This is a genomic window from Sphingomonas sp. ID0503 (assembly GCF_048565625.1).
Classification (GTDB): Bacteria; Pseudomonadota; Alphaproteobacteria; order Sphingomonadales; family Sphingomonadaceae; genus JBLZUR01.
In genome coordinates this window covers 1,426,368-1,447,550 of the sequence record NZ_JBLZUR010000002.1, presented here as the reverse complement: position 1 = coordinate 1,447,550, position 21,183 = coordinate 1,426,368, and the positions used below count along the sequence as shown (strand labels likewise).

The 21,183-nt window shown below is 66.4% G+C and carries 25 protein-coding genes and 1 other RNA gene; 15 read left to right on the top strand and 11 right to left on the bottom strand.

The annotated features are described in order from the left end of the window. Positions 1 to 4 precede the first annotated feature (4 nt). Both ACM608_RS07975 and ACM608_RS07970 read right to left on the bottom strand, forming a co-directional pair. Positions 5 to 277, bottom strand: coding sequence for a BrnA antitoxin family protein (locus ACM608_RS07975; protein WP_419682692.1), 273 nt, complete (start codon positions 275 to 277; stop codon positions 5 to 7). Beyond that, positions 270 to 596 carry a BrnT family toxin gene (locus ACM608_RS07970; protein WP_419682691.1) on the bottom strand — a complete coding sequence of 109 codons (327 nt, stop codon included), beginning with the start codon at positions 594 to 596 and terminating at the stop codon, positions 270 to 272. Before ACM608_RS07970 ends, ACM608_RS07975 begins: the two co-directional genes overlap by 8 nt. Positions 597 to 731: 135 nt before the next feature. Here ACM608_RS07970 and ACM608_RS07965 point away from each other — a divergent pair, with 135 nt between their 5' ends. Then, positions 732 to 1,475: a hypothetical protein gene (locus tag ACM608_RS07965; protein WP_419682690.1), complete on the top strand. Its 744-nt coding sequence runs from the start codon at positions 732 to 734 to the stop codon at positions 1,473 to 1,475. A 274-nt stretch (positions 1,476 to 1,749) separates the two neighbouring features. Next, entirely contained in the window at positions 1,750 to 2,595 is an 846-nt protein-coding gene (locus ACM608_RS07960; protein ID WP_419682689.1) for an AAA family ATPase, read from the top strand. 27 nt (positions 2,596 to 2,622) lie between these two features. Here the strand turns inward: ACM608_RS07960 and ACM608_RS07955 are convergent, their stop codons facing one another. After that, complete coding sequence (locus tag ACM608_RS07955) at positions 2,623 to 3,273, bottom strand: glutathione S-transferase family protein (RefSeq protein WP_419682688.1); 651 nt, start codon at positions 3,271 to 3,273, stop codon at positions 2,623 to 2,625. Between the two features lie 68 nt (positions 3,274 to 3,341). On the opposite strand from ACM608_RS07955, the gene ACM608_RS07950 reads away from it, so the two are divergent. Further along, positions 3,342 to 4,517 carry a vWA domain-containing protein gene (locus tag ACM608_RS07950; RefSeq protein WP_419685137.1) on the top strand — a complete coding sequence of 392 codons (1,176 nt, stop codon included), beginning with the start codon at positions 3,342 to 3,344 and terminating at the stop codon, positions 4,515 to 4,517. Between the two features lie 15 nt (positions 4,518 to 4,532). Here the strand turns inward: ACM608_RS07950 and ACM608_RS07945 are convergent, their stop codons facing one another. From ACM608_RS07945 to mscL, 6 genes are all read right to left on the bottom strand, one after another. Then, the gene (locus ACM608_RS07945; RefSeq protein ID WP_419682687.1) at positions 4,533 to 4,772 is read right to left on the bottom strand and encodes a hypothetical protein; all 240 of its coding nucleotides are present in this window, start codon (positions 4,770 to 4,772) and stop codon (positions 4,533 to 4,535) included. Between the two features lie 98 nt (positions 4,773 to 4,870). Next, entirely contained in the window at positions 4,871 to 6,172 is a 1,302-nt protein-coding gene (locus ACM608_RS07940; RefSeq protein WP_419682686.1) for an HlyD family type I secretion periplasmic adaptor subunit, read from the bottom strand. After that, positions 6,169 to 7,929: a type I secretion system permease/ATPase gene (locus tag ACM608_RS07935; RefSeq protein ID WP_419682685.1), complete on the bottom strand. Its 1,761-nt coding sequence runs from the start codon at positions 7,927 to 7,929 to the stop codon at positions 6,169 to 6,171. The genes ACM608_RS07940 and ACM608_RS07935 overlap by 4 nt, the downstream gene beginning before the upstream one ends. Further along, on the bottom strand, positions 7,926 to 9,311 hold the full coding sequence (locus ACM608_RS07930; RefSeq protein WP_419682684.1) for a TolC family protein: 1,386 nt from the start codon (positions 9,309 to 9,311) through the stop codon (positions 7,926 to 7,928). Before ACM608_RS07930 ends, ACM608_RS07935 begins: the two co-directional genes overlap by 4 nt. A gap of 136 nt (positions 9,312 to 9,447) precedes the next feature. Next, positions 9,448 to 9,828: a transfer-messenger RNA gene (gene ssrA, locus ACM608_RS07925) on the bottom strand. A gap of 6 nt (positions 9,829 to 9,834) precedes the next feature. Continuing rightward, positions 9,835 to 10,260, bottom strand: a complete 426-nt coding sequence (gene mscL, locus ACM608_RS07920) for a large conductance mechanosensitive channel protein MscL (protein ID WP_419682683.1) — start codon at positions 10,258 to 10,260, stop codon at positions 9,835 to 9,837. Between the two features lie 123 nt (positions 10,261 to 10,383). Between mscL and ACM608_RS07915 the strand changes: the two genes are divergently transcribed. From ACM608_RS07915 to ACM608_RS07890, 6 genes are all read left to right on the top strand, one after another. Further along, a complete protein-coding gene (locus ACM608_RS07915) occupies positions 10,384 to 10,968 on the top strand; it encodes a LemA family protein (protein WP_419682682.1) in 585 nt (194 codons plus the stop codon). A gap of 2 nt (positions 10,969 to 10,970) precedes the next feature. Continuing rightward, the gene (locus ACM608_RS07910) at positions 10,971 to 11,849 is read left to right on the top strand and encodes a TPM domain-containing protein (RefSeq protein WP_419682681.1); all 879 of its coding nucleotides are present in this window, start codon (positions 10,971 to 10,973) and stop codon (positions 11,847 to 11,849) included. A gap of 1 nt (position 11,850) precedes the next feature. Then, positions 11,851 to 12,525: a TPM domain-containing protein gene (locus tag ACM608_RS07905; RefSeq protein WP_419682680.1), complete on the top strand. Its 675-nt coding sequence runs from the start codon at positions 11,851 to 11,853 to the stop codon at positions 12,523 to 12,525. Then, positions 12,522 to 13,049, top strand: a complete 528-nt coding sequence (locus tag ACM608_RS07900; protein ID WP_419682679.1) for an NUDIX hydrolase — start codon at positions 12,522 to 12,524, stop codon at positions 13,047 to 13,049. Before ACM608_RS07905 ends, ACM608_RS07900 begins: the two co-directional genes overlap by 4 nt. A gap of 230 nt (positions 13,050 to 13,279) precedes the next feature. Continuing rightward, entirely contained in the window at positions 13,280 to 13,627 is a 348-nt protein-coding gene (locus ACM608_RS07895) for a hypothetical protein (RefSeq protein WP_419682678.1), read from the top strand. Positions 13,628 to 13,812: 185 nt separating this feature from the next. Further along, a complete protein-coding gene (locus ACM608_RS07890) occupies positions 13,813 to 14,001 on the top strand; it encodes a hypothetical protein (RefSeq protein WP_419682677.1) in 189 nt (62 codons plus the stop codon). A gap of 56 nt (positions 14,002 to 14,057) precedes the next feature. Here the strand turns inward: ACM608_RS07890 and ACM608_RS07885 are convergent, their stop codons facing one another. After that, positions 14,058 to 14,375 carry a UrcA family protein gene (locus tag ACM608_RS07885; RefSeq protein ID WP_419682676.1) on the bottom strand — a complete coding sequence of 106 codons (318 nt, stop codon included), beginning with the start codon at positions 14,373 to 14,375 and terminating at the stop codon, positions 14,058 to 14,060. A 147-nt stretch (positions 14,376 to 14,522) separates the two neighbouring features. Between ACM608_RS07885 and ACM608_RS07880 the strand changes: the two genes are divergently transcribed. The 6 genes from ACM608_RS07880 (at position 14,523) to ACM608_RS07855 (ending at position 20,265) form a co-directional block, all read left to right on the top strand. After that, positions 14,523 to 16,853 carry an ATP-dependent helicase gene (locus tag ACM608_RS07880; protein ID WP_419682675.1) on the top strand — a complete coding sequence of 777 codons (2,331 nt, stop codon included), beginning with the start codon at positions 14,523 to 14,525 and terminating at the stop codon, positions 16,851 to 16,853. A gap of 257 nt (positions 16,854 to 17,110) precedes the next feature. Then, the gene (locus ACM608_RS07875) at positions 17,111 to 17,893 is read left to right on the top strand and encodes a polysaccharide pyruvyl transferase family protein (RefSeq protein ID WP_419682674.1); all 783 of its coding nucleotides are present in this window, start codon (positions 17,111 to 17,113) and stop codon (positions 17,891 to 17,893) included. A 272-nt stretch (positions 17,894 to 18,165) separates the two neighbouring features. Then, positions 18,166 to 18,429 carry a type II toxin-antitoxin system Phd/YefM family antitoxin gene (locus tag ACM608_RS07870; protein WP_419682673.1) on the top strand — a complete coding sequence of 88 codons (264 nt, stop codon included), beginning with the start codon at positions 18,166 to 18,168 and terminating at the stop codon, positions 18,427 to 18,429. After that, positions 18,426 to 18,803 (top strand): type II toxin-antitoxin system VapC family toxin, encoded by a 378-nt coding sequence (locus tag ACM608_RS07865; protein ID WP_419682672.1) that lies wholly within the window; start codon positions 18,426 to 18,428, stop codon positions 18,801 to 18,803. The genes ACM608_RS07870 and ACM608_RS07865 overlap by 4 nt, the downstream gene beginning before the upstream one ends. Positions 18,804 to 18,991: 188 nt before the next feature. Continuing rightward, the gene (locus ACM608_RS07860; RefSeq protein ID WP_419682671.1) at positions 18,992 to 19,603 is read left to right on the top strand and encodes a hypothetical protein; all 612 of its coding nucleotides are present in this window, start codon (positions 18,992 to 18,994) and stop codon (positions 19,601 to 19,603) included. A 14-nt stretch (positions 19,604 to 19,617) separates the two neighbouring features. Then, positions 19,618 to 20,265 (top strand): hypothetical protein, encoded by a 648-nt coding sequence (locus ACM608_RS07855; RefSeq protein ID WP_419682670.1) that lies wholly within the window; start codon positions 19,618 to 19,620, stop codon positions 20,263 to 20,265. Here the strand turns inward: ACM608_RS07855 and ACM608_RS07850 are convergent. Beyond that, positions 20,252 to 20,857, bottom strand: a complete 606-nt coding sequence (locus ACM608_RS07850; RefSeq protein ID WP_419682669.1) for a TIGR02466 family protein — start codon at positions 20,855 to 20,857, stop codon at positions 20,252 to 20,254. The two genes, ACM608_RS07855 and ACM608_RS07850, sit on opposite strands and share 14 nt — an antisense overlap. Positions 20,858 to 21,183 lie beyond the last annotated feature (326 nt).

Sequence of the window (21,183 nt, the reverse complement as noted above, 5' to 3'; positions counted from 1 at the left end):
CCGATCAGACGCCGACCGCCTTCCGTAGAGCCTCGTTCATGCGAGACTGCCAGCCGGGGCCGGAGGCGCGGAAGCGCTCCAGAACATCATGGTCCAGGCGGATGGTGATCCGCTCCTTGTCCGATCCCGCCGGGCGGCCGCGCGGACGCTTGGTCAATGCGGCGACGACATGGGCCGGGTGGACCTGATCGGCCGGGCGGGCCTTGGCGCTCGTCTCGTCGGTCCATTCGGGGTTGTCGTCGAAGTCGGCGGGGGGCGGCCCCTTGGTCTTATTCATAGCGGCGCATCTCCTTTTCGTGGGCGCGGCGGAAGCTGATCAGGCGGATGCCGGTGGCGGTCAGGGTATAGACGATGCAGAAACCCTTGCCGTTGATCCGGCCGCGAGCCTGATAGCGGGTCTCGCCGTAGTCATAGCGGTCATCCACAACGACCGAAGGCACGCCGTCGAAACCGGCGAAATCCTCGAACGACAGGCCACGATTCTCGATGTTCGCGGCGTTTTTGTCCGGGTCGAAGGTGATGTCCATGGGTTTGTTGTATGCACGAATAATCACGTCGTCAATGGTTATTTGTGCATACTTAAAGTAATTGAACACGTCCGCAGGCCGTGAGGCCGAGCGGGGGTGCCGTGCTGGAACACGGCAACCGACGGGCAGGAACCCGTCACGCGCGGCTGGCCTAGCCGCAACGCCCCGCACCCGTGCACCGGGCGGGGCTTTTGTGAGCCTCCAATGGATAAGGAACAATCAACGCGCGTGCCCTTCGGGGTGGCGGGTGAGACGACGGGCTACCTCTTCGATACCAGCGGCGACCTCTTCGGCTGGCGGGAAGCCGTGGGCTTCGGCGACAGCGCGTTCAGTGTGCGCCTAGTCGATCGCGACTTGGCGAACAGGATCATTGAGGCCGAGCACTACAGTCACCGGACATATCGCGGATCGACCTTGCACCTCGGCGTCTTCATCGGCCGCCAGCTGACCGGCATCCTCCAGTACGGCTTTGCCATGAACCCGGCGAGCGCCGACAGCGTGGTCGCCGGGACAGGTCTGACGGAGTACCTGGAACTCAATCGCATGTGGCTGAACGATGCCGCGCCCCGCAACTCGGAGAGCCGCGCCCTCGCCTTCTCAATCCGGCTGATCCGCCGGGTGCGGCCGAAGGTCAAATGGATACAGTCGTTCGCGGATGAACGATGCGGGCTGTTCGGGACCGTGTATCAAGCGGCCGGCTTCACCTATCATGGCGAGCATGTCGGCACGTTCTGGGAACTCGACGGCGAGTGGTTCCACAACTCTCTCATGACCAACACCCGCGCGGCAGGAAATCCGCGCGCGGCTCGGCTGCTGGCCGGGGCAGATCGCGCGATCAAGCACGAGCTGCGGCAGTTCCGATACCTCCGCTTTCTACAGACGCGCTTTGCAAAGGCCTGCCGGTATCCGGTGCGACCGTTCCCGAAGCCTGACTACGGGCACACTTGAGTTCGCGGGCTGCGCAGGCGGTAGTTCATCGGCGGCTTGGATCAGGCGCTGTTGACGTTCGGGTCGAGGCGTGGCTGCTGCTTCGTGCGGCCCGTCCAGTGGACGAGCGCCTGTCCAGGGCGTGAGAGGACGGTGCGACCCCGTCGGGCCGCTCCACATTCATCGTCAAACTACGGGTTTGCGCTCACTATAGTCTTGCGCTAGCCAACTTACGGTAGTGGCTGACACCCTTCACCCGCTCCACTTCTCCCGTGAACGCCATCGAGGGGATCGCATGCGCTTCGAAGGCACGCAGGACTACATCGCAGCGCCCGACCTGAAGGTCGCCGTCAACGCGGCGGTGGCCCTCCGCCGCCCGCTCCTCGTCAAGGGGGAGCCCGGCACCGGCAAGACCGTCCTCGCCCATGAGATCGCCCGCGCCGTCGGTGCGCCGCTGATCGAATGGCACATCAAATCGACCACCCGCGCGCAGCAGGGCCTCTACGAATACGACGCCGTCGCCCGCCTCCGCGACGGCCAGCTCGGCGACCCGCGCGTCCACGACATCGCCAACTACATCCGCCGCGGCAAGATGTGGGAGGCTTTCACCGCGCCCACCCTCCCCGTCCTCCTCATCGACGAGATCGACAAGGCCGACATCGAGTTCCCGAACGACCTGTTGCAGGAACTCGATCGGATGAGCTTCGACGTCTACGAAACGGGCGAGCGCGTCACCGCCGTCGAGCGGCCGATCGTCGTCATCACCTCGAACAACGAGAAGGAGCTGCCCGACGCCTTCCTGCGCCGCTGCTTCTTCCACTACATCCGCTTCCCGGATCGGGAGACGATGGAGGCGATCGTCGACGTCCACTTCCCCGGCATCCAGAAGACGCTCGTCACGCGCGCCCTGGACATCTTCTACGAGGTCCGCGACGTGCCCGGCCTCAAGAAGAAGCCGTCCACCAGCGAGCTGATCGACTGGCTGAAGCTCCTCCTCCACGAAGACATGCCGCTGGAGGTCCTCCAGTCCAAGGACCCCCGCCAGGCCATCCCCCCGCTCCACGGCGCGCTCCTCAAGAACGAGGCCGACGTGATGCTGTTCGAGCGGCTGGCCTTTTTGGCACGGAGGCCGGGCAACTAACCAATCCTCCCCCGGAGGGGGATGATCTCACCCCGGCGTCTCTTCGAAATCCGCCAGCTGCGCCTCGATCGCGCGCTGGAACGCCGGTCGCCCCAGGCACCGTTGCTGGAACGCCGCCACCTTCGGGAACTCGTCCAGGATGTCCGTCCCCTCCAGCCCGCGCAGCACCCCCGCCAGCATCATGTCCGCGATCGAGAACTCGCCCGCCAGGTATTCGTCGTCCCCGAGCGCCGTCTCCACCTGATCCAGCCGCGTGCGGATCATCTCCACCACGCCCGGACGACGGCGCTTCTTCACCTCCTCGTCCGTCTCGAAATAGTCGACCTCGGCGAGGTTCATCACGAACGGCTCGATCGAATTGAGGCTGGCGAACAGCCAGGAGATCGCCCTGACCCGGCCGGTCGGCTTCTTCGGCAGCAGCCTGGCCGCCTGTTCGGCGAGAAGCAGCAGGATCGCACCCGTCTCGAACACCGGCACCCCGTCGCGCGACATCACCGGCACCTGACCAAAGGGCTGCTCTGCCCGATACGCGCCCGACTTCCGATCCTCGACCGAGACCAGTCGCGACTCATAGGGGATTCCCAGCTCCTCCAGCATCCAGCGCACCCGGTAATCCCGGACATGACCCCGCGCGAACTCCGGCACCCACCGCATCGCGCTGACCGTGATCTCGCCCATCCTGCTCTCCTCTCCAAAGGACGCCAGCGGGTTTGACCGGAGCGCGCGGCTGGCACAAGGTCGCGGCCATGTTCATCTCCTTCCTCGAAGAGCTGCGCCGCGCCGGCATCCCCGCCAGCACCAAGGAACATCTCGCCTTGCTGGAGGCGCTCGACGCGCAGGTGATCGGGCTGGAGGCGGAGGAGTTCTACTACCTCGCCCGCGCCGTCTACGTGAAGGACGAGGCGCTGCTCGACCGCTTCGATCGGGTCTTCGCGCAGGTGTTCAAGGGCATCTTTGGGGAGGGCGGCGAGAACGCAGAGATCCCGGAGGACTGGCTGAAGGCCGTCGCCGAGAAGTTCCTGACGCCCGAGGAGATGGCTGCCGTCCAGTCGCTCGGCTCCTGGGACGAGATCATGGAGACGCTGAAGAAGCGGCTGGAGGAGCAGAAGGGCCGGCATCAGGGCGGCAGCAAGTGGATCGGCACCGGCGGCACCTCCCCCTTTGGAAACAGTGGCTACAATCCCGAAGGCGTGCGCATCGGCGGGGAAAGCCGTCACAAGCGCGCGATCAAGGTCTGGGACAAGCGCGAGTTCCGCAACCTCGACAGCAATGTCGAACTCGGCACCCGCAACATCAAGGTCGCCCTGCGCCGCCTCCGCCGCTTCGCCCGCGAAGGGGCCGCCGACGAACTCGATCTCGACGCCACCATCACCGGCAGCGCGCGCAAGGGCTATCTCGACGTGGCGATGCGGCCGGAACGGCGCAATGCCGTGAAGCTGCTCCTCTTCCTCGACGTCGGCGGGTTGATGGACCCGTATGTCCGTCTCTGCGAGGAGCTGTTCTCCGCTGCCACCGCCGAGTTCAAGCATCTCGAATTCTACTACTTCCACAACTGCGTCTACGAGGGCGTGTGGAAGGACAATGTCCGCCGCCATCGCGAGAAGATCCCGACGATGGACGTGCTCCATCGCTTCGGCCACGACTACAAGCTGGTGCTGGTCGGCGACGCGCAGATGAGCCCCTACGAGATCACCCATCCCGGCGGCTCGGTCGAGCATATGAACCGGGAGGCGGGCGCCGTCTGGCTGCAGCGGCTGACCGGCGTCTATGGCTCCGCCGTCTGGCTCAATCCGACGGCGGAGGCGCATTGGGGCTACACCCAGTCGATCGGCCTCATCCGGCAGATCATGGACGGACGCATGTACCCGCTGACACTGGACGGCCTGGCAGCGGCGACCCGCGAACTCGCTCGGAAGCGCTGATCAGGCGGACGCTGATCAGTCCCAGTCGTCTACGAACGCCTGGTGACGGATGCCCGCCGCCTCCGGGGCCGGTTCGGGGTTGATGCCGTTGATGCGCGAAAGGATGCGCGAAAGCTTGCCCTCGACGATGAGGTTATGGCCCTCGTCGAAGGCAATCGTGCAGAGCGTTCCGTCGCGGTTCGGCGTGATCGTGCGGATCAGCGCCGTGTTGACGAGGATCTCGCCGCCCTTGCTCGTCCTGAAACCGACGTACACCGCATTCCCCCCCGAACTGTTGCGTACCCGCGCTTTTTGCCCCGAACTGCCAATCTCGGCAAGTGACCGTCGCGTGACGTTCTATTTCTCGGAAGCTCCTATTTTTCCCTGAATGCCATGTCGGTCACGCGAGTGATCGGCGTCAGCAGATAGGACAGGATCGTCCGCTTCTGCCCGATCAGGTCGATCTCAGCCACCATGCCGGCACCGATCGGCAGCTTCTCGCCATTGGGGGCGACGATCGCATCCCGGTCCACCGCGACGCGGATGTGGTAGAAGCTGCTGCCGTCCTGCGGATTGACCGTCGCGTCCGGCGAGATGCTCGTCACCACCCCGGGCAGCGAACCGTACAACGTGTAGTCATAGGCGGTGAGCTTCACCGTCGCCTTCTGTCCCGGCGTGATGAAGCCGATGTCGTTCGGCCGCACCTGCGCCTCGACGATCAGGCGGTCCTCGGCGGGCACCAGCTCAACGATCGGCGCGCCCGGCTGCACCGCCGCACCCGGCGTCGATACCAGCACGCGGTTGATCGTGCCGCGCACGGGTGCGGTGATCATCGTGCGGCGCACCTTGTCCTCGGATGCCGCCAGGATCTGCTCCTGCGCGGCGAGGTTGGCGCGCGCCTCGGCCAGATCCTGCCCCGCACGCGCCAGCCAGTCGGCCCGCGCCTGCGCCGCCTGCGCCCGCGCCTCGGCGACCCCGGCCCGCGCGCGTCCCACGCTCTCACGCGCCGTCGCAGCATCACCGGCCGCCGTCCGCGCCTCGTTCTCCGCCTGCATCAGCGTCAGGCGCGGCTCGATGCCCTTCTCGACCAGCGGGCGGATCAGGGCGGCGCGCTCCGCCGCCGACTGGCTGGCCGCCGCACGGGTCTCGGCCGAGATGCCGCTCGCCGCCGCTTCCTGGCGCGCCGCGACCGCGCGCGCGGAGGCCGCACCCATCAGCGAATTCAGTTCCTCGATCCGGCTAGCGTAAAGCCGCCGTTCGCCCGTCACGATGTCGGGCACCCGCGCCGTCAGGTCCGCCGGCCAGACCGGCCGTGTGCCGGAAAGCTCCGCCTGCAACCGGATCACACGCGCGCGCAGCGCATCGCGGGTCACGCTGCCCCGGCCGAGGTCGGCGCTGGCGAGCGTCTTGTCGAGCACGACCAGCGGCGCGCCCTTCGGCACCTTCTGGCCACTTCGCACGAGGATGCGCGAAACGATCCCGCCCTCCAGATTGGAGAGCACCTGCAACTGGCTGGACGGGATCACCCGGCCGTTCGCGCGCGTTGTCTGGTTGATCTTCGTGAACGCGGCGAAGGTGATCAGGATCACGAACACGCCCACGATCACCCACAGGAGCAGGCGGGAGGCGGATTTCGGTTCGAAGCTGGTCGTCAGATCCTCAAGATGCGCGCTCACTGCACCGTCCCCTGCGCTTGCGCCTGCGGCTGCACCTGCCCCGGCTGCTTGCCCTGCAGGCGCGCGATCACCTCGTCACGCGGCCCGTCGAGCACCACTTTGCCGCCCTCGATCAGGATGATCCGGTCGACGATCGCCAGCAACGGCGGCCGGTGCGTCACCACCAGCAGGGTGCGGCCCTTGGTCTCGTCGCCCAGGCGCTGGATCAGCGCCGTCTCCGTCCCCGCGTCCATCGCGCTGGTCGGTTCGTCCATCAGCAGGATGCCGGGGCGGGAGGCGAGCGCACGCGCGATCGCGATCGATTGCCGCTGCCCGCCGGACAGCCCCTCGCCCTTGTCCGCGAGCGTCAGTTCATAGCCGTTGGCGAGGTTCGCCATGAAGCTGTGCGTACCGGACAGCGTGGCGCAGCGGATCATCTCCTCGTCGTCCACATCGCTGCGGCCGAGCGCGATATTGTCGCGGACGGTGCCGGAGAACAGCAGCCCTTCCTGCAACACCGCACCCACCGCGCCGCGCAGATCTTCCGGGTGATGCTGGCGGATGTCGACGCCGTCGATCAGCACCGTCCCCTCCTGCGGATGGCGCAGCGCCATGATCAGGCGCAGGATCGTCGACTTGCCCGACCCCACCTTGCCCAGCATCGCGACCCGCTCGCCCGGCTTGATCTTGAAGCTGACCTTGTCGAGGATCGGCGGCCCGCCCTCGCCGTAGCGGAAGGTCACGTCGCGGAACTCGATGGCGCCTTCGAAGCTCTTGCGCCGCACGGGCGATCCGACCGCCTCGTCCGGTGCGGTCATCACCTTGTCCAGCTCCTGATAGGCGGTCTTGGTGGAGGTCAGCTTGGTCAACAGCTGCGCCACCTGCCCCAGTGGCGCCACGCAGCGGCCGGAGAGGATCGAGCAGGCGATCAGCCCGCCCATCGTCAGCTGCCCCGTCCCGATCAGGTGGACGCCGAACACTACCGTGCCGATGTACGAGATGTTCTGCGCGCTCATCGCCGTCGTGGTCGAGATCGTCGCCACCAGCCGCTGCCGCAGCCCGCTCTCCGAATGATGGTTCAGTGCGCGGGCCCAGCGCTGCGCGAACATCCGCCCGGCACGCGCCGCCTTGATCGTCTCGATGCCGCCCACCGTCTCGACCAGCACGCCCTGCTTGTTCAGGCCCTGCTTCATCATCTGCCCGGACAGACGATCGAGCGCCGGTCGCGTCGCCAGGCTGACGCCCACCACCAGCGGCACCATCAGCAGCGGCACCAGCACCAGCTTGCCGCCGATCAGGAAAATGACCAGCAGGAACAGGGCGACGAACGGCACGTCCACGAACGCGGTCATCGTCGCCGAGGTGAAGAAGTCGCGCAACGTCTCGAACTCGCGCAGCACGCCCGCGAAGGCGCCGGTCGAGCCGCGCTTGCCGTCCAGCCGCATCGACAACAGCTTGGCGAAGATCGAATTGCCCACCTCGCCATCGATCCGCGCGCCGGCGATGTCGATGAAATAGGCGCGGATCGACTTCAGGATGAAGTCCGCGACCAGGATGATCGAGATGCCGATCGAAAGTGCGATCAGGGATTCGATCGCGTTGTTCGGCACCACCCGGTCATAGACCGTCATCGAGAACAAAGATGTCGCCAGCGACAAGAGGTTGATGATCACCGCCGCCAGCGCGACCTGAAGATACAGGGCCTTGCGCGCCGCGATCGGCTGCCACAGCCAGGGTGCCAGGTGGAAGCGGGTTCCGGGGTGGGCTGTTTCGCTCATTGGCTGGTATCCGGCAGGGCAACGCCCAGGGTGGAAAGGAGGTTGCCGCCGCGCTGGAGGAGCACCAGCTTCAGCGCGTCGAGGCGGGTCACCGACTGGATGTACTGCGCCGCGATCTGGAAATAGCTGTCCTCGGAATTGAGGACGTCGGTCAGCGACCCCTGCGTCGAGCGGAACCGCTCGGCCAGCACGTCGCGCGCCTGCCGGTTCGCCTTGTACGCCGCCTCCAGCGCCGCGACCTCCTCATGCGAGGCCTGCAGGTCGAGGAAGGTGATCGCCGCCTCGCGCTCGGCCTCCTGCGTCACCCGCTCGGCGGCGGCGCGGGCCTGTTCGTACCGTCCTTCCGCCTGCGCATTGCGCGCGGAGCCGCCGCCGCCGATCAGGCGGTGGCGCAGGATCACGCGGGCGCGAATGTCGTAGTCATTGTCGTTCTCGATCAGGCCGTAGCGACCGGCGTCGATCACGCCCGCGACGTTGGGCTTGTTGCTGGCGCTGACCGCAGCCCAGTCGGCGCGGGCGGCGGTGGCGGCGAGTTCGGCGGAGCGGACCTGCGGCGTGTTGGCGGCGGCGATGCGCGCCTCGTCGACGCTGCGCGGCAGGGCGGCGGTGAAGGCCGGGCGACGCACCTCCTCCGGTGGCGCCAGCCCGATCACCTCGGCATAGCGCGCCTCGGCATTGGAGAGCGATCGGCGGAACCCCGCCAACCGCGCCTGCGCGTTGCTGGTATAGGTCAGCACGCGCGCGAGGTCGCCCTCCGCCGACAGGCCCTGCTTGATCCGCATCCGCACCGATTCGATCAGGTCGCGCTGGCTGATGTCCAGCGCCCCGCCCATCGCGACCAGCGCGCGATAGGCGGCGACGTCGTACCAGGCGCTGATCGCCCGGAGCGCGATGTCGTCAGCGGTCGATCGCACATCCTGGTTGGCCATCCGCTCGCGCGCGCCGGCCGCGCGGATGCGGTCGGATGTCGCGCCCCAGTCGAACAGGTTCTGGGTGAGTGTCGCGGTCGCGTCGGTACGGCGATACGGGCGGACGCGCTCGACCACCGCATTGTCGTCGCTGCCGAACTGGCGCGACAGCGATCGATCGTGCTGCAGGCCGAGGTCGACCGTCGGGAACAGCCCCGACCGCGCCTCGTCCTTCTCCGCCGCGACGGCGCGGGCGGCGGCCTCCGCTTCCCTCACCCCGGCGTGGATCGATACGGCGCGGGACACGGTCTGCTCGAACAGCTCCGGCGCCATCGTGTCGTGCGCGAAGCCGAGCACCGGGTCTTTCGAGAAGTCGATGGCGAGCGGATTGCCGCTCGGGGCCGGCAGCGATTTCGGCGGAGCGCCCTGCGCGCAGACGGCGGCGGGAAGGCCCAGACCGACCACAACCGCCACGACACTTGTGCCAAAATTGGAAGCCCGCATGACGGCGGCACTACGACGGCGTGGTTAACGAAACAATAAGGCGCGTGGAGCGGGCGGAAACAATTCTCGCCCGCAACGCCCCGCGATTTCAGCAGATTTAGGGGAAGGTAGGGGGTTTCTGTTGCCCGGCACCCCCCAAGCCGCTGGATTCCGCTTCTGTTGCCCGGTGCGGACCGAACCGCGCTAAGCTTTGTAACCTAAGTCCGTGAGGACCTTAGTTACGCAGCAAGAGCGAGCGCCTCGTTGTCGTTGGCACTTGTGGTTTTGAGCCTGCTGACGGGTTACTCAGCCCGGGCAAAAATACCGATCCCGTCCACACGTCGATCCTAGTTCGGCCCCGTCAGAAACTCGCTTGCGCGAGGTTTTTGGTGGAGCCGCCGGGTACCGCCCCCGGGTCCGCTGCGTCGAAACTCGGCATCATTTATCGCCATAGCCCGGCGAACCGGGCAGGACCGATATAGGCACGGTGCGGCGACTTGTGAAGAGCCGCCCCCTACCCCTTCTTCTTCAGCTCCTCCAGGATCTCGCGCAGCAGCACCACCTCGGCGGGATCCGCCTTCGGCGCCTCGGGCTTCTCGAACACCTTGTTTGCCGCCCGCACGATCAGGAACACGACGAAGGCGACGATCACGAATTGCACCGCCACCGTGATGAACTGCCCGTATCCGATCATCGGAACGCCCGCCCCCTTCAAATCGGCATAGCTGGTCGCCGAACCCTTGAAGTCGGCCGGGATCGCGCCGAGCCTGATGAACAGGCTGGAGAAATCGAGGTCCCCGGTGATCTTGCCGATCACCGGCATGATGACGTCGTCGGTCAGCGAGGTGACGATCTTCCCGAACGCCGCGCCGATGATCACCGCCACCGCCAGGTCGAGGACATTGCCCCGGTTGATGAACGCCTTGAACGCCTGGAACATGGATGCCTCCCTCCGCGAACAACCCCACGGCCGTTCGCCAGAAGTCTAATCGTTACGCCCCCCGATTGCGAGCGCGCGCCGCCGCACCTACATCCCGCTTTACCATTGTTGATGGAGTGCCTGATGGCCGCCTACGACCGCGTGAAGTTCGCCCTCGTTCCCGCTCTGGCCCTCACCCTCGCCGGATGCGGCATCAACAGCGTCCCCGCCGCCGAGGAGAACGCGAAGGCGAAATGGGCCGACGTCCAGAACCAGTACCAGCGCCGCGCCGACCTGATCCCCAACCTCGTCGCCACCGTGAAGGCGGCGGGCGCGCAGGAGAAGGAGATCCTGACCGAGGTGACGCAGGCCCGCGCCTCCGCCACCCAGGTGCGCGTCACCGGCGACGACCTGACCGATCCCGCCAAGATGGCCGCCTTCCAGCGCGCGCAGGGTGCCGTCACCATCTCGCTCCAGCGCCTGCAGGAGGCCTATCCCGAGCTTCGCAGCCAGGGCAACTACACCACCCTGATGAGCCAGCTTGAGGGTACGGAGAACCGCATCACCGTCGCCCGCAACGACTACAATCAGGCGGTACAGTCGTACAACACGACGATCCGCACCTTCCCCGACGCGGTCGGCGCCAAGATCTTCTACGGCGCGAAGCCGATCGTCCCGTTCGAGGCGACGACGCCCGGCGCGGAGACCGCCCCCAAAGTCAACTTCTGACCATGCGGCACCACGCCGCCCGCCTGCTCGCCCTGATCCTGCTCGCCGTCGCCTTCCCGGCGGCGGCGGAGCCGGTCTTCCCCCCGTTCGCCGGACTCGTGGTGGACGCCGCCAACGTCATCCCCGACGATCAGGAAGCGGCGCTCAACGCCAGGCTGCAGGCGCTGCAGCAGCAGTCGAAGAACCAGCTCGTCGTCGCCACCATCCCCGATCTCGGCGGCTATGACATCGCCGATTACGGCTACCGTCTCGGCCGCGCCTGGGGCGTCGGCCTGAAGGAGGCGGACAACGGCGCGATCCTGATCGTCGCGCCGAACGATCGCAAGCTGCGCGTGGAGGTCGGCCGCGGCCTCGAACCGATCCTGACCGACGCCTATACCAGCGTCGTCATCAACACCGTCATCACCCCCCGCTTCAAGGCGGGCGACATCCCCGGCGGCATCGCGGCCGGCGTGGACGAACTCGCCCAGACGCTCAGCCTTCCCGACGAGCAGGCCCGCGCCAAGGTGGACGCCGCCGCCGCCGAGTTCGACCGCACCCACCGGCGCGCCCGCGGGTCATCCATCGACGGCGGCGACGCGATCGGCGTCATCTTCTTCGCCATCCTCTTCGGCGTGATCGCCATCTCCGCCCTCCGCCGCCGCCCCCGCGCCGGCCCCTGGGGCAAGCGCACCAAAAGCTATGACGGCAGCGCCTGGCCGATCGTGCTCTGGACCATCGGCAACGAGATCGCCCATCACGCCAGCCGCAACAGCGGTGGCGGCGGCTTCGGCAGCTGGGGCGGTGGCTCCGGCGGCTCGGACGGCGGCTGGGGCGGCGGCGGGTTCACCGGCGGCGGCGGTGGCGATTTCGGCGGCGGCGGTTCGTCGGGGAGCTGGTAGCATGCTGACTCTAACCCCTGAGGATCACGCCAAGGTTACCGCAGCCGTCGCTGCGGCCGAGGCGGAGACCGATGGCGAGATCGTCACCATCGTCGCCCGCCAGTCCGACAGCTATCACGACGTCGCGCTGCACTGGGCGGTCGGTGTCATGCTGCTGGTGCTGGCGGTGCTGTCGGTCTGGCCCGAGGTCGCCTTGTGGCTGCACCACCGTCTCTTCGCGAACTGGACCGAACAGGTTCCCCCTGCCGAGATGTTCGCCATTGCCCTCCTGCTTCTCGCCCTCACGTTCCTCGTCGTCCGTGCGATCCTCGCCTGGACGCCTTTGCGCATGGCGCTCACCCCCGGCGTCACCAAGTCGCGCCGGGTGCGCCGCCGCGCCGTCGACCTGTTCATGGTCGGCGCGCACAACAAGACGCGCGCCCGCACCGGCGTGCTCCTCTACCTCTCCATGGCCGAGCACCGCGCCGAGATCGTCGCGGACGAGGCGATCGCCTCCAGGGTCGCACCCGAGGCCTGGGGCGAGGCGATGGCCGCGCTGATCGCCGACGTGAAGGACCGGCGGCCCGGCGACGGCATGGCGGCGGCGGTCCAGCGGATCGGCGCCATCCTCGCCTCCCATTTCTCCCGATCGGCCGATGACACCAACGAGCTTTGCGACAGGGTCATCGAACTATGAGCGGGGATGCGGTCGAAATCCGCTGGCAGGGCAAGTACATCGTCGCGAAGACCGAGGGGAAATGGGAATATGTCGGCCGCACGCGCAGCATCCGCGCGGCCGTGATCCTCGCCGTCCACGAAGGCCATGTCCTCCTGGTCGAGCAATATCGCGTGCCCCTGAGGGCCCAGTGCCTCGAACTCCCCGCCGGCCTCGTCGGTGACGAGAGCGCGGGCGAGGCGATCGAGGCGGCCGCGGCGCGCGAGCTGGAGGAGGAGACCGGCTACCGGCCGGAGCGGATCGAGATCCTCGGCGACTTCGCCAGCTCGCCAGGCATGGTGTCGGAAACTTTCACGCTGGTCCGCGCCCACGGCCTCACCAAGGTCCATGACGGCGGCGGCGTCGAAGGCGAAGACATCCGCGTCCACCGCATCCCCCTCCCCGAAGTCGCGAACTTCATCGCGGTCAAGCGCGCCGAAGGGGCCGCGATGGACGTAAAGCTGCTGTTGCTGCTGGGCGCCGGGCTGCTGAACCTGGGTTCTTAGAGCCACCTGGTGCTGCCCGTCACCCTGACTCCCCACACGTCATCCTGACGAAAGTCAGGATCCATTCCGCACTCCATCCCAAGTGTAGCGCAGATGGATGCTGACTTTCATCAGCATGACGGCGGCCCCTCAACCACTGCACCCGCGCCCGCAACATGGACCCGAATCCCGCCACGGGGGTTCTCTGCCCGCCAGGGGCATCGAGAATTCCCCAAAGCAGGAGAGTCAGCATGAAGAAATTCCTGATCACCGCCGCCGTTCTGGCGCTGAGCGGCACCGCCATCGCCCAGACCGTCGATCCCGCCGCGCCCGGCGTCGGCCCGACCTCGCCGATGAGCACCGATCCCGCTACCGGCGACATGAGCACGCCGACGCCCGGCGGCACCGCCGCGCCGACCAACACGCCGCCGCCCGCCACCACGAACGACACCGGCGCCATGACCCCGCCGCCGCCCGCTTCCGCCGCGCCGCCCGCCGGCGACAGCACGACCACCGCCGCACCTTCCACGGACCCGCAGAGCTATCCGAAATGCTCCAAGACCGTGAAGGACAAGTGCACCAATCGCGGCGGCAAGTAAGCCGGCCCGGCACATTCGGGGGCGGGTTCGACACCCGCCCCATGCTGCCACGAAAACCCGGTTTTCCACGACTGACCGCTATTCAGCCACGCCTCACCCCGGAAATATTTCGTTAACCATGAAACCGGCCGCCCCGATGCGGGTTACGCGGGACACAAGAATCTTGTGTGGGAAGGGGTGAGGATATGAGCTTGCTGGACAATCTGTCTCATGTCGCGACCGGCGACGCGCGGCTCGCGCTGATGACCGCCGGCACGATCGTTCCTGCCGCGATGGCGCCGGCGTCGACGCAGAGAGAAGAAGGCGGGTGCGTCGATCGCCGCCCCACTCCCGAAGACCTTCGCGACAGCGATTTCGCCCTCTACGCCTGGTAAGCCCGGGCGGCAGCAAGGCAAAGGCGCGGGGAGCACCCTCCCCGCGCCTCTTTACGTTACTCGACGGTCGCCATCTGCGACGCAGAGCCGCCGGTCAGCGCCGCCAGCTTCGCGTCCGCATTCGTCCGCATCTCCGCCCGGCAACGCTGCGCATCCTCGCGCTCCGCATAGCTCTGGTTGCGCGGTGCGCAGGCCCGCGCGATCGCGTTATGCGTGCGCAGTTCAAGGCGGGCCTTCCCCGTCGTGCTGGCGAGATCGAGGTCGCCGGTCTCGACGCGGAGGTTGACCGGCTGCACCGCCTCGGCGGACGCAAAGGCGGCGGACGGCAGGCACAGGGCCGCCGTTGCTGCGAAGGCAGCTTTACGAAGGTTCATCATGATTCACTCCTGCAGTGACATTGGTACACGCTACAGGGCCGGAAAACCTCTCCAGCCGTTTGTCGGGGCCTCTTGCGGACCTCCTGACTGCGCAATTAGGCGCGATCCGTTGCAGCGGCAAGTCGCCGGCGTGAACGAACGGGCATGTTGCCCGCCACGCCTGCGTTCCCTAACTGTTCACCCGTGACCGAGCTTGCCCCCTCCCCCGCCGATCCCTTCTACCTCCAGGGCCTGAATCCGCCCCAGCGGGAGGCTGTGCTCACCACCGAGGGCCCCGTCCTCGTTCTCGCCGGCGCCGGCACCGGCAAGACGGCCGCGCTCACCGCCCGCCTCGCCCATCTCGTCGGCACGCGCCGGGCCTGGCCGTCGGAGATCCTCTGCGTCACCTTCACCAACAAGGCCGCGCGGGAGATGCGGGAGCGGGTCGGCCGCATGATCGGTGATGCTGTCGAGGGGATGCCCTGGCTCGGCACCTTCCACTCGATCGCAGCCAAGATGCTCCGTCGCCATGCCGAGCTGGTCGGCCTGCAGTCGAACTTCACCATTCTCGACACCGACGACCAGCTCCGCCTGCTCAAGCAGCTCATCATCGCCGCCGAGATCGAGGAGAAACGCTGGCCCGCCCGCCAGCTCGCCGGCCTGATCGACAAGTGGAAGAACAAGGGCCTTGTCCCCGCCGACATCGACGCAGGCGAGAGCGAGCTCTACGCCAACGGTCGCGGCGGCGAACTCTACCAGCAGTATCAGGATCGCCTCCGCGCGGTGAACGCCTGCGATTTCGGCGACCTCCTCCTCCACATGCTGACCATCCTGAAGAAGGATCGTGAGGTGCTGGCCCACTACCAGCAACGCTTCCGCTACATCATGGTGGACGAGTATCAGGATACCAACAGCAGCCAGTACCTCTGGCTCCGCCTGCTTGCGCAAGAACACAAGAACATCGCCTGCGTCGGCGACGACGACCAGTCGATCTATTCCTGGCGCGGCGCGCAGGTGGAGAACATCCTCCGCTTCGAACGCGACTTCCCCGGTGCCAAGGTCATCAAGCTGGAGCAGAACTACCGCTCCACCCCCCACATCCTCGCCGCCGCATCCGGCGTCATCGCCAATAATGGCGGCCGCCTCGGCAAGACGCTCTGGACCGACCATAGCGAGGGCGAGAAGGTCCAGGTCGTCGGCGTCTGGGACGGGCCGGAGGAGGCGCGCCGCGTCGGGGAGGAGATCGAGGCGCATGAGCGCGCCGGCGGATCGGCGGCGGACTGCGCCATCCTCGTCCGCGCCCAGCACCAGACCCGCGAGTTCGAGGACCGCTTCATCGCGATCGGCATGCCCTACCGCATCGTCGGCGGCTTCCGCTTCTACGAACGCGCCGAGATCCGCGACGCGCTCGCCTATCTCCGCACCGTCGTCCAGCCCGCCGACGACCTCGCCTTCGAACGCATCATCAACGTCCCCAAGCGCGGCCTCGGCGACAAGGCCGTCGCGCGCGTCCACGCCCTCGCCCGCGCGCGCGACGTGCCGCTGACCACCGCCGCCGCCCTCATCCTCGACACCGACGAGTTGACCGGCGCCGCCCGCAAGAGCCTCGGCAACCTCGTCCGCGATTTCGCCCGCTGGCGCGATCTCGCCAACAACACCGCCCATCCCGATCTCGCCCGCCAGATCCTCGACGAAAGCGGCTACACCGCCGCCCTCCAGGCCGAGCGCACGGCGGAAGCCGCCGGCCGCCTCGAAAACCTCACCGAACTCGTCCGCGCGATGGAGGAATACGAGACGCTCGGCGCCTTCCTCGAACACGTCTCCCTCGTCATGGACAACGACGCCAATGCCGATGAGGCGAAGGTCACCATCATGACCATCCACGCCGCCAAGGGGCTGGAGTTCGACACCGTCTTCCTCGCCGGCTGGGAAGAAGGCGTCTTCCCCTCGCAACGCGCGCTGGACGAAGGCGGTACCGCCAGCCTGGAGGAGGAGCGGCGTCTCGCCTATGTCGCGATCACCCGCGCGCGTCGCCGCTGCGTGATCTTCCACGCGGCCAATCGCCGCATCTACGGCCAGTGGATGTCATCCATCCCCAGCCGCTTCGTCGGCGAGCTCCCCAAGGCGCATGTCGACACCGAAAGCACGATGAGCGGCGGCGAAAGCCTCTGGCGCGCGCAATGGTCCGAACGCACCGACCCCTTCGCGCATCTGGCGGCGACCCAAAGCACCAGAGCCGCGACAAGAGGCCCCGGCTGGCAACGCGCCGCCGCCGCCGGCAACTTCAAGACCGACCAGACGCGGATATTGGAAGTAAAAGCCAGCGCCGCCAGCTTCGCCGCCAAACCGCGCGGCGACCTGGGACTAGGCCAACGCGTCTTCCACCAGAAATTCGGCTACGGCGTGGTTGCGGAGATCGAAGGCAACAAGCTGGAGATCGACTTCGAACAGGCGGGCAGGAAGCGCGTGCTGGATAGTTTCGTGACGGCGGGGTGAGGCTCTACGGCACTCACTGGTGCCGGGTGTCGGACTTGACGACCGTACGCCTAAGCAATTGAAAAGACGCACATTCTTTGAAGACGGCTGCTATAGCTGGTATAGCCGTATGTAACAGTTTGTTCCTCGTCGCAAGTGGCAAGAGCGACCATAGGCGCAAAGCGAACGGTCGAAGACAGGGCTGTGGCGGAACTGACCCTTGCCATCCGCTCACCGTTGAACAACCCTCTTGCTGACAACGCGCTTGGGGATCACGGATGAAATTGCTCGATGGCAGGGTTCCAGCATATTGGTGGACGATCGCCCCTAATTTTGGCGACCTGATCGCACCTTGGTTAATCCGTCATCTTTCCGGGAAGGATGTAGTGTACTCGCCGTTGGGCGAACCCGGCTACTTCACGATCGGCTCTGTTCTCGGCGAGGTCAGAAGCCAGTCTGTAGTGTGGGGGACTGGCTCATTTGGGACAGAGCGCGCGAAGGACATTAAAGCCAACAGTACCGGAGCCGAGTTTCTGGCAGTGCGAGGTCCTCTCACGAGGAACAAGATTAGATTGGCTGGTCTAGAATGTCCCGCCATCTATGGCGACCCTGCCCTCTTGGTTCCGGATTTCCATCCAAGGAAGGAGCAGCCGGAGAGCTTTGAGCTTGGGATCGTAATTCGGTGGTCTGATAAAGCTTGGAAGAAGGTAAAAATTCCTGGCGTGAGGTTTATTGACTTAGAAACCGAGGACGTAGACGGCACGCTTGATCAATTCTTATCCTGCAAGCGCATCCTCACCTCCTCCCTGCACGGCCTGATCATTGCGGATGCTTATAGTATTCCCAGCGCGTGGCTGGCCTCTCGCTCGCCGAAGGGGTTAGAATTCAAATTTTGGGACTACTTTGCATCCGTAGATAAAATCCGTCACGCTCATAGTCTCAAGTTACAAAGCGGGGCGTGGACACTTGATCGGCTTATCAATGAGATCAGCTACGACGACCGGGAGATCAAGCTAGACTTACAGCCTCTCAGGGCATGTTGCCCGTTTTCTCGCGGGTGACACACTGGCATCCCTGCCCTGTAATCACCTCCGCGACCGAATTTCGGAGTAGCTCCGAGAAAGGGCACCTCCGTTCAAATGTGAACGCGGTTTCCCCCGTACCCCCACCCCATCATAGCCGCGCCGCAAGCCGCCCAGGCATCGCCTCACCCCCTGCAAATAGCTCCTTTACATTATAGTCAACGAAGGTCGGCGCGTCTGTAGCCTACCGCGTATGTTGCTTCCGTGGACAATCTGGACTATTCTCTTGGTCCAAAGTCTGGAATCCGCCCATGCAAGTCTCCGTATCCGATGCCAAGGCCCAGCTTACCGAACTCGTCCGCCGCGCGGAGGCGGGGGAGGAGGTGGTGCTGACCCGCCACGGCAAGCCCGCCGTCCGGCTTGTGGCCGCCGAACGGCCTCGCCTGACCAAGGAGGATAAGCTGGCCCGCCTCCGCGCGCTGCGTGGTGCGGCCAAGGATACGCCCGGTTTTCAGGGCGTGGACGCCGCCCACAGCGCCGACTTTCTCTATGACGAGCGCGGCCTTCCCGCGTGATCGTCGTCGACTCTTCGGCACTGGTCGCCATCCTGCTTGATGAACCCGATGCCGAGCGGTTCGAAACCGCCATTGCTTCCAACGAGTGCCTGATGTCCGCCGCGACGGTGGCCGAGATGCTGATCGTGGCGTTGGGTAAGGGCGTCTACATCCAGGCGCAGGACATAATCGCTTCCGTCGATCCGACGATCGTAGACCTGACGGAGTCGCGAGCCCGCGCAGCTGCCGAAGCCTATGGTCGCTACGGCAAGGGCTTCCACCCCGCCGCCCTGAACCTTGGTGACAGCTTCGCCTATGCGCTCGCCAGGGAGCGTGACCTGCCCCTCCTCTTCAAAGGCGATGACTTCGCGAAGACCGACGTGAAGGTCGCCTGACGCCTCATCCACCCGCCCACCTCGTCATCCTGACGAGGGCTAGGACGACGAATGAATCCTCGCCATCATCCACACCCGCCAACAACACCCCTGGCGCCCAAGAACAAACCCGCAACAAAACGCTGTCCTACACCCCCGGTTCATGCATATCGGTCGGGTCCGCGAAACCATTTCGGCAGGACAGACCCATGAACGCCCACACCCCGATCGACACCACAGCACCAAACACCGACCCCGCGCCGGAAGACGCCGCCGCCCGCCGCCACCGCAACGACGGCTGGACGCCCGATCGCCAGCGCCGCTTCCTCGAACTCGTGGCGGACGGCGTTACCGTCGATGACGCGTGCCTCGTCATCGAGCTCAGCGCCACCTCCGCCTACACCTTCCGCCGCCGCGCGCCCGGTTCGGCCTTCGCGCTCGGCTGGGCGGCGGCGAACCTCCATGCCCGTGAACGCATCGCCGCCAGCCTTCTCGCCCGCGCCGTCCACGGCCAGAAGGAGACGGTGGAGAAGGACGACGGCGACAAGGTCGTCACCATCACCCGCCACCGCATCGACAACCGCCTCGGCCTCCACATGCTCGCCCGCCTGGATCGCCAGGCCGACGCGCCCGATCCGCACGGCACGCTCGCCGCCGCCCGCCTGATCGCGCAGGAATTCGATCCCTTCCTCGACCTCATGGGGCAGGATGCCGGGCCGGCCCGCGCCGCCTGTTCCTCGGCGCGCGCCTCGGCCTCGCCGGGGACACGAACCCCGATCTCGCCCCCGTCCTCGCGCTGGCCCGCGCCGACCGCTTCCTGAAGGCAGGCGCCGGCTTGCCGCAGGAGGTCGACGTCACCGACCTCGACCTCGCCGACCGCGCGCAGTGGACCGGCGAGCAATGGCAACGTGCCGAGGCCGCCGGCCTGATCGTCATCGCGCCCGAGCCGGAGGTGGAGGAACCCGCGTCCGAGCCGCAACTTACGCAACTTAAGTCCCCGAAGGAGGACGTCGGCCATGTTCCGCTCGACCCGTGGGAGCATGAGGACCCGGTCTGGTGGGACGGCTATCGCGACGACTGGCAGACCCGCTTCCCCAAGCCGGTCGGCTGGTCCGGCCGGGAGTGGAAGACCTTCGGCGACCGCGACTACGCCCGAGACCTCACGCCGGAGGAACACGCCATCATGGAGGCCGCCTACCCGCCGGAAGAACCCGCCCGCCCCGCCAAGGTGACCGCGGCCGAGCGCGACATGTGGTTCGCCGAACACAAGGCCTTCGTGGAAGCACAGGAGAAGGAGGCGGAGATGGCCGAAAAAACCCTGGGGCGGACCGACATTCAGAATAGTCGAACGGACGGGCCGGATTCCCTCCGTCATCCTGACGAAAGTCAGGATCCATTTTGCGCTCCGGATCTGATGGAGGACCGGACGGATGGCCTGATACAGGATGACGGAGAGGGTCGCCCGCCCGTCAGCGATAGTTGAAGCTGATGCTAATCCGCTGTTCCCGGGCGCGCCCGGCCGGCACCTCATGCCGCAGCCAGCTTTCCCACAGGAACACGCTGCCCGCCTGGGGCGCGGCATAGACGAAGGTCCGCGCATCCTCCGGCGCGTCCTCCCGGCGGAGCGGGGCCGCCATCATCATCGGCAGGCGCGGGTCCTCCAGCTTCAGCCCCGCTGAACCCTCCGGCACGGCGATGTAGACCGTGCCGGAAATGATGCTGTGCGGGTGGATATGCCCGCTATGCTGCCCGCCCGCGCCCTTCATCACGTTGACCCACAGGCTGTCGAGCTTCGGCCTGCGCCCTTGAAGGTCGAGATAAGCCTCCTCCGCGAACCGCCGGACATGCCGGTCGAGCGCGCGGCGCAGATCGTCGAACACCGGGTTGCGCGCCGGCAGGTCGTTCAGCGACGCGTAGGATGTATAACCCGGATAGCCATTCGCCCGGCACCAGTCGCGCCCCGCCCGATCCTCGCGCGACAAGTCGATCGCCGCCCCCTCCAGTTCGGCCAGCAAGGCGGCATCGCCAAGCTCGCCCTCGTAGAAGCGGCTGGCGAAAAGGCTGCGTGTCGTCATCCCCGGTCCGGAGCACACGGGAGGTCGTTGTTCAAGCGCGTTGCCAACTTCCGAAAGCCTCGACACCCACTCCCGCGCCGTTCCTGCTGAGCCTGTCGAAGCACCAGCACCGCGCACAACCACACTTGGCCGACACAGATCATCCTATCGTCTACGCACCAACGCGTTCAGATCAACAAACCGGAACCCACCAAATAAGGCGATCTCATCGACGGAAGCCGCGTATTCATCGCAAGGGACTCCAGGATACCGCCGCTTTCTACAAGGTCCTGCTCATTACGTTCGGCCGAGATCGCGCGCACAAACATCCGCGTGCACCACGCCGC